Below are 12,952 nucleotides of genomic sequence, written 5' to 3'. Positions count from 1 at the left end.
CGGCGCGTCCCGCCAAGGCCCGCATCCGCTGCGGAACGTTTTCGGGGAGTCGACGGAACGTCACCACGACGAGGCAGTGGCGCTTTTCGTGTGACTCCGGAGGGTGCCGGATTGGCGTTACCGCCGCAGGTGGGGGCAGGATGCGTAATCGGGCGCGAGGGTCTGACGACAGACCCGGGTCCGGGGACTGTCCGAGGGCCCTGGCAGCATCGGCTTCGATCTCACGCCTCACAGGCAAGAAGAACACGGGAGTAACAACATGAACCGCAGTGAGCTGGTGGCCGCCCTGGCCGACCGCGCCGAGGTGACTCGCAAGGACGCCGACGCCGTGCTGGCCGCGCTCGCCGAGACCGTCGGTGAGATCGTCGCCAAGGGCGACGAGAAGGTCACCATCCCCGGCTTCCTGACCTTCGAGCGCACCCACCGTGCCGCTCGCACCGCTCGTAACCCGCAGACCGGCGACCCGATCAACATCCCGGCCGGCTACAGCGTGAAGGTCTCCGCGGGCTCCAAGCTCAAGGAAGCCGCCAAGGGCAAGTAAGCCCCACAGGCGCGACGAAGGGCGGTCACCCCACCCAGGGTGACCGCCCTTCGTCGTACCGGCCCGAGAGGCCCCGTTCTGGGCCTTTACGGCCCGGTAACGAGGAACCGGGACCGGGCCGGCGGCGAACGTGGGGCCCGGAAACGGGGAACGGGGGCCCGGGGCAGCGCCCCGAACCCCCGTCAGCAGCCGTCCGGCGCCCGGTCTCAGACCAGCGCCCCGCCCGGCAGCTCGACCTTCGCGCCCAGCTTCTCCAGCTTCTCCATGAAGTTCTCATAGCCGCGGTTGATCAGGTCGATGCCGTGCACCCGCGACGTGCCCTGAGCCGCCAGCGCGGCGATCAGATACGAGAAACCGCCGCGCAGGTCCGGGATGACCAGATCCGCGCCCTGGAGGCGGGTCGGCCCGGACACGACCGCCGAGTGCAGGAAGTTGCGCTGGCCGAAGCGGCAGTCGGAGCCGCCCAGGCACTCGCGGTAGAGCTGGATGTGCGCGCCCATCTGGTTCAGCGCGGAGGTGAAGCCGAGCCGGGACTCGTACACCGTCTCGTGGACGATGGACAGGCCCGTGGCCTGCGTCAGGGCCACCACCAGCGGCTGCTGCCAGTCGGTCTGGAAGCCGGGGTGCACGTCCGTCTCCAGGGCGATGGCGTTCAGCGCGCCGCCCGGGTGCCAGAAGCGGATGCCCTCGTCGTCGATCTCGAAGGCGCCACCGACCCGGCGGAAGGTGTTGAGGAACGTCATCATCGAGCGCTGCTGCGCGCCCCGCACATAGATGTTGCCCTCGGTGGCCAGCGCCGCGGACGCCCAGGAGGCCGCCTCCAGGCGGTCCGGGATCGCCCGGTGCGTATAGCCGTCCAGTCGGTCGACACCGGTGATCCGGATCGTCCGGTCGGTGTCCATCGAGATGATCGCGCCCATCTTCTGCAGTACGCAGATGAGGTCCTCGATCTCCGGCTCCACGGCCGCGTTGGACAGCTCGGTGACGCCTTCGGCGAGCACCGCCGTCAGCAGCACCTGCTCGGTGGAGCCCACCGACGGGTACGGCAGCCGGATCTTGGTGCCGCGCAGCCGCTGCGGGGCCTCCAGATACTGCCCGTCCGCCCGCTTCTCGATGGTCGCGCCGAACTGCCGCAGCACATCGAAGTGGAAGTCGATCGGCCGGCCGCCGATGTCGCAGCCGCCGAGTCCCGGGATGAACGCGTGGCCGAGCCGGTGCAGCAGCGGGCCGCAGAAGAGGATCGGGATGCGCGACGAGCCCGCGTGGGCATCGATGTCAGCGACGTTCGCGCTCTCCACGTGGGTCGGGTCCAGAATCAGCTCGCCCGGTTCGTCACCGGGCCGGACCGTCACGCCGTGCAGCTGGAGCAGCCCCCGGACCACCCGCACGTCGCGGATGTCGGGCACATTGCGCAGGCGGCTGGGCCCGCTGCCGAGCAGCGCGGCGACCATCGCCTTCGGCACCAGGTTCTTGGCGCCTCTGACGCGGATCTCGCCCTCCAGCGGGGTTCCGCCGTGGACAAGCAGGACATCGTCTGTGCCGGTCATGAATCTCGCGTTCCGGAGTGGTCGGGCAGGGGGCCAAACGAAAGAGTAATGGCCCACGGCCCCCACTCCGTAAGAGAACAGGGGGTGCACGAACGTCATGAATCCGCCACAACACGCTCTGCTTCCTGTGTCTTGCGGAGGGTTACCGTCCGCATGGCCCTCCGCAATGCGCGCTCCCCGTGCGCCCGTGCGCCCTGAGCTGCGCCGCGGTCCGTCCGGAGGCCGGGCGGACCGCTTGGTCCCCGCGGGGGGCGAAGATGCGGGATCATTTCTGCCATGACCGAGGTGTCCTCGCTCACAGGGCGACTGCTCGTGGCCACACCCGCGCTCGCGGACCCGAACTTCGACCGCGCGGTGGTGCTGCTCCTCGACCACGACGAGGAGGGCTCACTCGGCGTGGTCCTGAACCGCCCGACCCCGGTCGGCGTCCGCGACATCCTCATGCCCTGGGCGGGCCTGGCCGGCGAACCGGACGTCGTCTTCCAGGGCGGCCCGGTCTCGCTCGACTCGGCGCTCGGCGTGGCTGTCATCCCCGGCGACGAGGGGCCGCTCGGGTGGCGCCGGGTGTACGGGGCGATCGGCCTGGTGGACCTGGAGGCACCGCCGGAGCTGCTGGCGGCGGCGCTCGGCTCGCTGCGGATCTTCGCCGGGTACGCGGGCTGGGGCCCCGGCCAGCTGGAGGCCGAACTGATCGAGGGCGCCTGGTACGTGGTCGAGTCCGAACCCGGGGACGTCTCCTCCCCGCGCCCGGAACACCTCTGGCGCGCGGTCCTGCGCCGCCAGCGCAGCGAACTGGCGATGATCGCCACGTATCCGGACGACCCTTCGCTCAACTGAAGCTCCGGGCTGTCGGTACCCTTGGCGGTTATGAGCACTCTTGAGCCCGAGCGCGGGGCAGGTACCGGAACCCTCGTGGAGCCGACGCCGCAGGTGTCGAACGGCGACGGCGACCACGAGCGCTACGCCCACTACGTCCAGAAGGACAAGATCATGGCGAGTGCCCTGGAGGGCACCCCCGTGGTCGCACTGTGCGGAAAGGTCTGGGTACCGGGGCGCGACCCCAAGAAGTACCCGGTCTGCCCCATGTGCAAGGAGATCTACGAGTCCATGGGCGCCGGTGGCGACAAGGACAAGGGCAAGGGCGGCAAGGACAAGAAGTAGCGAGAAGCAGGCCGGAGCCGTCCGGCGACCAATGCTTCGGGCCCCTGGGGCGCGCGTCGAACGCGCGCCCCAGGGGCTCCTTGTGTTGCACGGACTGCCTCACCGGGTCACAGAGTGGTAGAGACCACTTGTAGGCGCCTGCGTGCACGCCTACCCTCCTGCCAGTTGTGCAGAACAGAACGCATGTTGCGTATGTTGCAACGCCTACCGGTAGGGAATCCCGGATGAAGCCGTCTGCCCGAATTGCCGCCCCGGCGGCGGCGCTTGTGCTGACGGGTCGCCCTGGAACGGCTTCCTGTTCGCGAAGTCGTTCATCATCAGCGGCACCTCCCGGTCGATGCTTCCCATGGCGCTGCTGGTCTTCCTCACACCCGATTCTTCTTCGAACCCGATGAGAACGACTGGGGAGGGAGCATGGCAGCCCCGCCGGTGATGACCATTCCCGTGCTGGTCTTCTTCGTACTCGTACAGCGCCGCCTGGTCCCGGGACTCGGCGGAGCGGTAAAGGACTGACGCCATGGACATGGACAAGGACCCGACCACCGATCCGACCGCCGCCCCGGTCACCGGCCTGATCCCGGCGCCCGTGCGTGCCGGTGGTGAAGGGCGGCCCGGCTTCCTGCTCGACCCGTCCACCACCATCGCGGCGGCCCCCGGCACGGAGAACACCGAACGCTGGCTGCGCACCACGCTCGGCGCCGCCTTCGGCCTGCCGCTCGCCCCGCAGCCGACCGCTGCGAACGCCGAGAACAACGAGAACGCCGCGAGCGCCGCGAGCGCCGCGAGCGCCGAGAACGGCGCGAACGCCGGGAACGGCGCGAACGCCGGGAACGGCAGGCAGGCCGGGAACACCATTCGGCTGGGCATCGACCCGGCACTGGAGCCGGAAGGCTACCGGCTGAGCACCAGGAGGGGCGGAAGCGTCGAGATCACCGGAGGCAGCCCCGCCGGGGTCTTCTGGGGCGCGCAGACCCTCCGTCAGCTCCTGGGCCCCGAAGCCTTCCGCCGGGCGCCCGTCGACCCCGGCGCGCGGCGCGCGATCCCCGGCACGGACATCGAGGACAGCCCCCGCTTCGCCTGGCGCGGCATGATGCTCGACGTGGCGCGGCACTTCATGGCCAAGGACGACGTCCTGCGCTATCTCGACCTCCTCGCCGCGCACAAGCTGAACGTCTTCCACTTCCACCTCACCGACGACCAGGGCTGGCGCATCGAGATCAAGCGCTACCCGCGGCTCACCGAGATCGGCTCCTGGCGGTCCCGTACGAAGCACGGCCACCGGGCCTCCGAGCTCTGGGACGAGACCCCGCACGGTGGCTACTACACGCAGGACGACATACGCGAGATCGTCGCGTACGCCGCCGAGCGGCATATCCGTGTCGTTCCCGAGATCGACATCCCGGGCCACTCGCAGGCCGCCATCGCCGCGTACCCCGAACTGGGCAACACCGACGTCATCGACACCACCGCCCTCTCCGTCTGGGACACCTGGGGCATCAACGCAAACGTACTCGCCCCCACTGACAACACCCTGCGCTTCTTCGAGGGCGTCCTCGAAGAGGTGCTGGAGCTCTTCCCCGCCGCCACCTCGCCGTTCATCCACATCGGCGGCGACGAATGTCGCAAGGAGCAGTGGAAGGAGTCGCCGGTCGCCCAGGCCCGGATCGAAGAATTCGGCCTGGCCGACGAGGACGAGCTGCAGTCCTGGATCATCCGGCACTTCGACACCTGGCTCACCGCGCGCGGACGCCGGCTGATCGGATGGGACGAGATCCTGGAGGGCGGCCTCCCGGCGGGCGCCGCCGTGTCCTCCTGGCGGGGTTACGGCGGAGGCATCGCCGCAGCGGAGGCCGGCCACGACGTCGTCATGTGCCCCGAGCAGCACGTGTACCTGGACCACCGTCAGGACGGCGGCCCCGACGAACCGATGCCCATCGGCTTCGTCCGCACCCTGGAGGACGTCTACCGCTTTGAACCCGTACCGACGGGCCTCTCCGAGGAGGCGGCCCGTCACATCCTGGGCACCCAGGCCAATGTCTGGACCGAGGTGATGCAGAACCGGGCCCGCGTCGACTACCAGGTCTTCCCGCGCCTCGCAGCGTTCGCGGAGGTCGCCTGGTCACCGCTGCCCGCCTCCGCCGAACGGGACTTCGTCGACTTCGAGCGCCGAATGACGACGCACTACGCCCGACTTGACGCCCTGGGCGTCGACTACCGGCCGCCGGGCGGCCCGTTGCCCCGGCAGAAGCGCCCCGGTGTGCTGGGCCGGCCCATCGACGGAGTGCCCCCGAACGTGTGATCCCGACCGTTTCCGGACTCCGGCCGGCACGCTCCGAAACGGACGTGCCGGCCGACGGTTTTTTGTCCGGAACTCGCCCTGCCGCAACGGCCACCGCACCAGTTCGTGTCGTCGAGCTGCCGTCTGCCGCGCGGCAGAGCACCGCAGAGGAACAATCAGCGGCAAGGCATGGCGAAGAGTCGCAATTCGCACTCGGCACCAAAGTAGGCCGAAGCGGTCCAGAACAGGAACATTCCCCTGATCAGGGATGGATGCGTCCTTCGTGGACCCTCGCGTCGGTCCGATCCGAAGATGTGCCAGAGTTGCCACGTCCAGGCTTTGAGCACGTACCGTACGGCGAAACAGCCGGACAGCCGGGACACCGGGAAGGGGCAGCTGGGTTGACCACGCACGCACCGCAGGCGACGCAGTCCGTGACGTTGCCGGCCTCGCTCGACGAGGCCGTGGCGGCGCTCGGCGCCATGCCCGCCGCCGTTCCTGTGGCAGGCGGTACAGATCTGATGTCGGCCGTCAACAAGGGGCTGCTGCGCCCCTCGGGCCTGGTCGGCCTGGGCCGGATCAGCGAGCTGCGCGGCTGGCACTACCAGGACGGCCACGCCCTGCTCGGCGCCGGACTCACCCATGCGCGCATGGGACGGCCCGACTTCGCCGCCCTCATCCCCGCCCTGGCCGCGTCGGCACGCGCCGCGGGCCCGCCCCAGATCCGCAACGCCGGAACGCTCGGCGGCAACATCGCCACCGCGGCCCCGACCGGCGACGCCCTGCCGGTGCTCGCCGCGCTGGAGGCCGAGCTGGTCATCGCGGGTCCGGGCGGCGCCCGCCGCGAGATCCCGGTCTCGCACCTGCTGGCCGGCCGGGACATGCTCGAACCCGCCGAACTCATCGGCTTCGTCCGGGTACCGCTGCTGCACGCCCCCCAGGTCTTCCTGAAGGCCACCGGCCGCACCGGCCCCGGCCGCGCCACCGCGTCCGTCGCGATCGTTCTCGACCCGGCCCGGCGCGGGGTGCGCTGCGCGGTCGGCGCCATCGCGCCGATGCCGCTGCGGCCGCTGGAGGCCGAGCGCTGGATCGCCTCACTGATCGACTGGGACGGCGAACGGGGCCTGGCCCCCGACGCGCTGGCCGCCTTCGGCGAGTACGTCGCCGCGGCCTGCATCCCGGACCAGGCACCGCCCGCCGACGGGGGAGAGGCACCACCGCTGCCCCCCGCCGTACTGCATCTGCGGCGGACCGTCGCCGCGCTGGCCCGACGCGCGCTGGGGAGGGCACTGTCGTGAGCAACGAGGACCACAACGATCAGCACGGGCAGCAGGAGCACCTGCAGCACGGGAGCTGGCAGCCGACACCGCAGGGCGGCGAGTACGACGCCGACGCGACCGCATTCGTCCACCTGCCGCCGGAGGACCTGGCGAACATCCCGCTGGCCGCGCCCGGCCAGGGCTATGTTCCGCCGATGATCCTTCCGCTGACACCCGCGGCCGGGTTCGACCCGTCGGCCACGGCCAGCTGGGTTGCGCAGACGCAGACGCAGAGCGGGCAGGAGCACGGCACGGGCGCGGACCAGCAGGCATCCGAGGCGGTGCACTGGCCGGACCCGAACCAGCAGCAGGGCCCGTACGACTACGCGTACGAGTACCCGCAGGCCTCTGGCGCCTCCCAGGTCCCGCAGGTCCCTCACAACGCGTATCCGCAGGAGCGGTACGGGGAGACGCAGGGGGTGGACACGGGCCAGTGGAACTTCACCGAGTCCACGGAGTTCGGCATCCACACCGGCCAGGGCAACCACACCGGCCAGGGCAACCACGCGGGTCAGGGCGACCACGCGGGTCAGGTCGGGCACGTAGGTCAGGGCGACTACGCGGGCCAGGGCGACCACGCCGACCACGTGGGGCAGGGCGACCGCGTGGGGCAGGGCGACTACGCGGGGCAGGCCGGGCACGCGGGGCAGGGCGACTACGCGGGTCAAACCGGGCACGTCGACCACGCCAGTCACACCAGCCACAGTGGCCACACCGGTCAGTGGACGATTCCGGTCGCCGACGGTGATCTCCCGGAGGAGTCCGGCGAATTCGCCGCCTCGGCCCTGGCCACCCAGTGGTACGGGGACAGGACCCCGCCGGCCACGCTGCCGGGCGGTGCGCCCGCCCCGTGGGCGACGCAGCAGTCGACCCCGGAGCCCGAGCCCGCTCCGGAGCCCGCTCCCGAGCCCGAGGAGGCACCGGCCCTCAAGGAGGCAGTGGCTCCAGAGGAGGTACCGGCCCTCGAGGAGGTACCGGCCCCCGAGGAGGCACCGCCCCTCAAGGAGGTACCGGCCCCCGAGGAGGCGCCGGAGATGCCCTCCGACAGCGCCTCGGCCTCGGACGCGGCGCTCTCCGAGCATCCGGCGGAGGCCGCGCCCGAGCCGTATCCCGCGGACCAGTCACCGGAGCCGGCCCCCGACGCCCCCCAGGACGTGATCGCCGACGACGCCGCACCGGCCCCGTCGGCCGACCCGGCACAGCCGGAGGCGCGGACCCCCGACGCCGAGTCCCCGGAACCCGGGACCTCCGACGCCGAGTCCCCCGATCCCGAGCCGCTCGATGCCCAACCGGCGGACGACGCCCAACCGGCGAACAACGCCCAGTCGGCGAACAACGCCCAGTCGGCGGACGACGCCCAACCGGACGACGCCCAACCGGACGACGCCCAACCGGGCGACGCCCCCCGACCCGCCGACCCCCAACAGGACGCCGACTCCCTGCCACTGGCCGTCCCGGACGAGCACCCCGCCACCTCCTACGTCCTGCATGTGAACGGCGTCGACCGCCCCGTCACCGACGCCTGGATCGGCGAGTCACTCCTCTACGTGCTCCGTGAGCGCCTCGGCCTGGCCGGTGCCAAGGACGGCTGTTCGCAGGGCGAGTGCGGTGCGTGCAGCGTCCAGGTGGACGGCCGGCTGGTCGCCTCCTGCCTGGTCCCCGCGGCGACCGCGGCCGGCAGCGAGGTACGTACGGTCGAGGGCCTCGCCGTGGACGGCGAACCGTCGGACGTCCAGCGCGCCCTCGCCAAGTGCGGCGCCGTCCAGTGCGGCTTCTGCATCCCCGGTATGGCCATGACCGTCCACGACCTGCTGGAAGGCAACCACGCCCCCAGCGAGTTGGAGACGCGTCAGGCGCTCTGCGGAAACCTCTGCCGCTGTTCCGGCTACCGCGGTGTCCTCGACGCCGTCAACGAGGTCATCGCAGGCCGCGAGGCCACCATCGACCCAGCCTCGTCGGACTCCACGTCCCCGGAGCCCGACGAGGCCCGCATCCCGCACCAGGCGGCCCCCGGCGCCGGTAGCGTCCAGCCGCACCCGCAGGACGGAGGCATGGCGTGAGCAACGACGCAGCCACCGCTGCCAACGCGACCAGCACACGGATCACCACCCCGGTGACCGAGGGCCCCGACACCGAGCCGCCCGCACTCGGCCTCGGCGTCTCGCTGCCGCCCGCCGACGCGCGCGCCAAGACCGAGGGCACTTTCCCGTACGCAGCCGACCTCTGGGCCGAGGGGCTGCTCTGGGCGGCGGTCCTCCGCTCCCCGCACCCGCACGCCCGGATCCTGTCCATCGACACCTCGGCCGCCGTCGGAATGGCGGGCGTACGGGCCGTCATCACGCATGAGGACATCCCCGGGGAGCGGGCGTACGGCCGCAGGATCGTCGACCGCCCGGTCTTCGCGTCCGACCTGGTCCGCCACCACGGCGAGCCGATCGCCGCGGTCGCCGCCGACCACCCCGACACGGCCAGGCTCGCCGCCGCGGCCATCGCCGTCGAGTACGAGGCCCTCGAACCGGTCACCGACCCGGAGAAGGCCTTCGCCGCCGAACCGCTGCACCCCGACGGCAATCTGATCCGCCACATTCCGCTGCGTTACGGGGATCCGGACGTCACCGGCGAGGTCGTCGTCGAGGGCCTGTACCGCATCGGCCGTCAGGACCCGGCCCCGATCGGCGCCGAGGCCGGACTCGCCGTGCCCCGCCCCGACGGCGGAGTGGAGATCTACACCGCCTCCACCGACCCGCACACCGACCGCGATCTCGCCGCTGCCTGCTTCGGCCTCGAACCGGAGCGGGTGAAGGTCGTCGTCACGGGTGTCCCAGGCGCGACCGGCGACCGCGAGGACCCGGGCTTCCAGCTTCCGCTCGGCCTGCTCGCCCTGCGCACCGGCTGCCCGGTCAAGCTGACCGCCACCCGCGAGGAGTCCTTCCTCGGCCACTCCCACCGTCATCCGACGCTGCTGCGCTACCGCCACCACGCGGACGCCGATGGGCGGCTGGTGAAGGTCGAGGCGCAGATCCTGCTCGACGCGGGCGCGTACGCCGAATCCTCGTCCGAGTCGCTGGCCGCCGCGGTCGCGTTCGCCTGCGGCCCGTACGTCGTCCCGCACGCGTTCATCGAGGGCTGGGCCGTCCGTACGAACAACCCGCCGTCGGGCCATGTGCGCGGCGAGGGCGCGATGCAGGTCTGCGCGGCGTACGAGGGCCAGATGGACAAGCTGGCCGCCAAGCTCGGCATCGACCCGGCCGAACTGCGCCTGCGCAACGCCCTGTCCACCGGCGACATCCTGCCCACCGGCCAGACGGTGACCTGCCCCGCACCCGTCTCCGAACTCCTCGCCTCCGTACGGGACTTCCCTCTCCCCGCGCTCCCCAAGGACGCGCCGGAGGACGACTGGCTGCTCCCCGGAGGCCCCGAGGGCGCGGGCGAACCGGGGGCGGTGCGCCGAGGGGTCGGCTACGCGCTCGGCATGGTCCACATGCTCGGCGCGGAGGGTGCCGACGAGGTCTCCACGGCCACGGTCAGGGTCCACGACGGCATCGCCACGGTCATCTGCGCGGCGGTCGAGACGGGCCAGGGCTTCTCGACCCTCGCCCGCCAGGTCGTCCAGGAGACCCTGGGCATCGAAGAGGTCCACGTGGCGTCCGTCGACACCGACCAGCCCCCGGCCGGCCCGGCGACGCACGGCCGCCACACCTGGGTCTCGGCGGGAGCGGTGGAACGCGCCGCCAAAATGGTGCGCACCCAGCTCCTCCAGCCCCTGGCCCACAAGTTCGGCATGTCCACGGAGCTGCTGCAGATCGCCGACGGCAAGATCACCTCGTACGACGGTGTGCTGTCCACGACGGTCACGGAAGCGATGGACGGCAAGGAGCTCTGGGCCACCGCCCAGTGCCGCCCCCATCCGACCGAACCCCTCGACGAATCCGGCCAGGGCGACGCCTTCGTCGGCCTCGCCTTCTGCGCGATCCGCGCGGTGGTGGACGTCGACATCGAACTCGGCTCCGTCCGGGTCGTGGAGATGGCCCTCGCCCAGGACGTCGGCCGGGTCCTCAACCCGTCCCAGCTGGCGACCCGCATCGAGGCCGGCGTCACCCAGGGCATCGGCGCCGCCCTCACCGAGAACCTCCGCAGCGCCCGCGGCCTGATCCGCCACCCCGACCTCACCGGCTACGCGCTCCCGACCGCCCTGGACGCACCCGAAATTCGCATCGTCAAACTCATCGAAGAGCGCGACGTGGTGGCCCCCTTCGGCGCCAAGCCCGCCTCGGCGGTCCCCGTGGTGACCTCCCCGGCAGCAGTCGCCGCAGCCGTCCGCGCGGCCACCGGCCGCCCGATAAACCGCCTCCCCATCAGACCCCAGGCGGCGGTGGCGGCACCCAACTCCTGAGCCCGGCACGGATGGTGTGATCTGGGTTGCAGATGCAACCCAGAGGTGCGCAGTGTCACCACTGCTGACTAAGGTGAACCCCGAAGCTGAAGCCGAAGCGTCAATCGGCTGTTGCTAAACGGGGGAGGGTGCTGTGGGACAGAGCGATCCGGGGGCGGAGTCTTCGGCGTATCCATTGGCGGTCTGGGGCGGCATGGGCGCCATCGGCGCGGTGGCACCGCAGGCCGTTGGCGAACTGGTCACCGAGCTGTCGTCGTTCACCAAGTTCCGCGAACGCGTCGACGAGCTCCTGCGCGACCTCAAGGCGTCTCCGGCCGGGCCGGGGAAGGTCGGCGAAGACATTATGGGGCGCGAGCGGTTCGGCGGCGGCAAGGGTGAGTGGTCGGAGGCAGATGGCCTTCACGGCGCGTACTTCAAGGTCGTCAAGGAGCTGGAAGGGCTGTCCCAACTCCTGTCCGACTCCATTGAGGGCATGAGTATTGCGGTTCTCGCTTCCCACAAGGGCTACGAGAACGTCGACTTGGACGTCCGTGACCGCATGCGTGCGATCCAGGGCAGCACGATTGCCCACCACGGCGCCGAACAGGCTGCGGCGGACGCTATGGCGAAGAACGCACATAAGCCTCTGGCCAAGTCGGACGAGTCGGGGGACACATCTGACAGCCGTGCCTATTGATGCCGGTGGAGATGTTCTCTGCAGGCGAAGGACAGGGACGAGGACGGGGGAGAGGGGCGGCGTCATGGGTACGGATTTTGACAGGAAAACCCACGAGGAGATGCTGAAGTGGCTGGACCAGGCCCACAGCGGTGAGATCCAGTGGGCTGCTGATCGTCTGAAGAGCGCGGCGTCGGAGATCCGTAAGATCGGCGAGGAGCTGAAAGTCCGTCCGCAGTTGGTGGAGTGGAAGGGTGAGGGGGCCCACGCATTTCTTACATGGAGCGCGGATCTGGCCAATGCGACGCTGCGCCTGGGGGATTACAGCGAGGCCACCTCGAAGGTGCTCGGTGAGGCGTCGAACGCGATTGCGTTGGCGCAGGCATCGATTCCTCGGACGGAGGCGAGCGCACAGGCGAATTTGGAGGCGGCTCTCGCCGCAAGGAACGATCCTGATGCGTCGGCGGTGGCGAAGAAGTCTGCAGAGACATTGATTGTGTCGACGGAGAAGAACCGCGAAGAGGCGGCTGCGCGGATGCGTAGTCTGTCGCAGACGTATACCCACTCGATGGAGCAGATGACGTCTCTGGACAAGCCGGTGTTCCCGGCCATGCCGGAGGTGATCGCGCCGGAGGACGTCCAACAGCGTGCTGGCGGGGAGGATGGACGCATTTATCGAGGAACCGGAGACGGATTCACTGTCGGCGGAGCGGCGTATAGCCCTGCGCAGGGTCACGGCATCGATACAACAGCCGTGTTCTCGCCGGGCGTGGGTATCTCCCCGCACACTGTGTCGCCTTCTGCGTCGAGGCCGGTAGACATGGGGATTGATGGGCTGGCCGTGCTGCCAGACACACCATCTTCCCCGGTTGTGAATCCAGTGGTGCCGCCGACCGGACCCAGGCCCGACACTGTTCTCCCACCGACAGTGGGCATCATTCCGCCTGTCCCCAATACCAGTCCCTCCGCACCGCGCAGCACCAGTGGAGGGGGCAGAACGATAGGGGTGTCACGTCCGCCGGTGTCTGCCCCAGGTGCGAGTCCGCTTGGCCCTGGGC

General features: G+C 70.5%; 10 protein-coding genes and 1 pseudogene. 9 read left to right on the top strand and 2 right to left on the bottom strand.

Annotated elements, in window-relative coordinates:
- Positions 1-259: 259 nt before the first annotated feature.
- Positions 260-541, top strand: coding sequence for an HU family DNA-binding protein (locus ACWCQ6_RS06950; protein WP_003968811.1), 282 nt, complete (start codon positions 260-262; stop codon positions 539-541).
- Positions 542-747: 206 nt separating this feature from the next.
- Here the strand turns inward: ACWCQ6_RS06950 and murA are convergent, their stop codons facing one another.
- Positions 748-2,088: a UDP-N-acetylglucosamine 1-carboxyvinyltransferase gene (gene murA, locus ACWCQ6_RS06945; protein ID WP_326765864.1), complete on the bottom strand. Its 1,341-nt coding sequence runs from the start codon at positions 2,086-2,088 to the stop codon at positions 748-750.
- 276 nt (positions 2,089-2,364) lie between these two features.
- On the opposite strand from murA, the gene ACWCQ6_RS06940 reads away from it, so the two are divergent.
- The 8 genes and pseudogenes from ACWCQ6_RS06940 (at position 2,365) to ACWCQ6_RS06905 (ending at position 11,915) form a co-directional block, all read left to right on the top strand.
- The gene (locus ACWCQ6_RS06940) at positions 2,365-2,925 is read left to right on the top strand and encodes a YqgE/AlgH family protein (RefSeq protein ID WP_451086193.1); all 561 of its coding nucleotides are present in this window, start codon (positions 2,365-2,367) and stop codon (positions 2,923-2,925) included.
- A 30-nt stretch (positions 2,926-2,955) separates the two neighbouring features.
- Positions 2,956-3,249, top strand: coding sequence for a DUF3039 domain-containing protein (locus ACWCQ6_RS06935; protein ID WP_072484142.1), 294 nt, complete (start codon positions 2,956-2,958; stop codon positions 3,247-3,249).
- 277 nt (positions 3,250-3,526) lie between these two features.
- Positions 3,527-3,762 (top strand): annotated as a pseudogene (locus tag ACWCQ6_RS06930) (carbohydrate ABC transporter permease); the annotation flags it as partial.
- Positions 3,763-3,766: 4 nt separating this feature from the next.
- The gene (locus ACWCQ6_RS06925; RefSeq protein ID WP_451086191.1) at positions 3,767-5,548 is read left to right on the top strand and encodes a beta-N-acetylhexosaminidase; all 1,782 of its coding nucleotides are present in this window, start codon (positions 3,767-3,769) and stop codon (positions 5,546-5,548) included.
- A 380-nt stretch (positions 5,549-5,928) separates the two neighbouring features.
- Positions 5,929-6,825, top strand: a complete 897-nt coding sequence (locus ACWCQ6_RS06920; protein WP_072484141.1) for an FAD binding domain-containing protein — start codon at positions 5,929-5,931, stop codon at positions 6,823-6,825.
- Entirely contained in the window at positions 6,822-8,906 is a 2,085-nt protein-coding gene (locus ACWCQ6_RS06915; protein ID WP_451086189.1) for a 2Fe-2S iron-sulfur cluster-binding protein, read from the top strand. The genes ACWCQ6_RS06920 and ACWCQ6_RS06915 overlap by 4 nt, the downstream gene beginning before the upstream one ends.
- A complete protein-coding gene (locus tag ACWCQ6_RS06910; protein WP_451086187.1) occupies positions 8,903-11,239 on the top strand; it encodes a xanthine dehydrogenase family protein molybdopterin-binding subunit in 2,337 nt (778 codons plus the stop codon). The genes ACWCQ6_RS06915 and ACWCQ6_RS06910 overlap by 4 nt, the downstream gene beginning before the upstream one ends.
- A 133-nt stretch (positions 11,240-11,372) precedes the next feature.
- On the top strand, positions 11,373-11,915 hold the full coding sequence (locus ACWCQ6_RS06905; RefSeq protein ID WP_451086185.1) for a hypothetical protein: 543 nt from the start codon (positions 11,373-11,375) through the stop codon (positions 11,913-11,915).
- Between the two features lie 300 nt (positions 11,916-12,215).
- On the opposite strand, the gene ACWCQ6_RS06900 is transcribed toward ACWCQ6_RS06905, so the two are convergent.
- A complete protein-coding gene (locus tag ACWCQ6_RS06900; protein ID WP_451086183.1) occupies positions 12,216-12,506 on the bottom strand; it encodes a hypothetical protein in 291 nt (96 codons plus the stop codon).
- Between the last annotated feature and the right edge of the window lie 446 nt (positions 12,507-12,952).

This window comes from Streptomyces sp. NPDC001880 (genome assembly GCF_053594575.1).
The sequence above is the reverse complement of the archived record's forward strand: the minus strand, read 5'-3'. Positions and strand labels throughout refer to the sequence as shown.

Coding starts and splice junctions, on each gene's coding strand:
- ACWCQ6_RS06935 (WP_072484142.1), top strand. CDS start 2,956: ATGAGCACTCTTGAGCCCGAGCGCGGGGCAGGTACCGGAACCCTCGTG.
- ACWCQ6_RS06940 (WP_451086193.1), top strand. CDS start 2,365: ATGACCGAGGTGTCCTCGCTCACAGGGCGACTGCTCGTGGCCACACCC.
- ACWCQ6_RS06925 (WP_451086191.1), top strand. CDS start 3,767: ATGGACATGGACAAGGACCCGACCACCGATCCGACCGCCGCCCCGGTC.
- murA (WP_326765864.1), bottom strand. CDS start 2,088: ATGACCGGCACAGACGATGTCCTGCTTGTCCACGGCGGAACCCCGCTG.
- ACWCQ6_RS06900 (WP_451086183.1), bottom strand. CDS start 12,506: ATGGCCGGGAACACCGGCTTGTCCAGAGACGTCATCTGCTCCATCGAG.
- ACWCQ6_RS06950 (WP_003968811.1), top strand. CDS start 260: ATGAACCGCAGTGAGCTGGTGGCCGCCCTGGCCGACCGCGCCGAGGTG.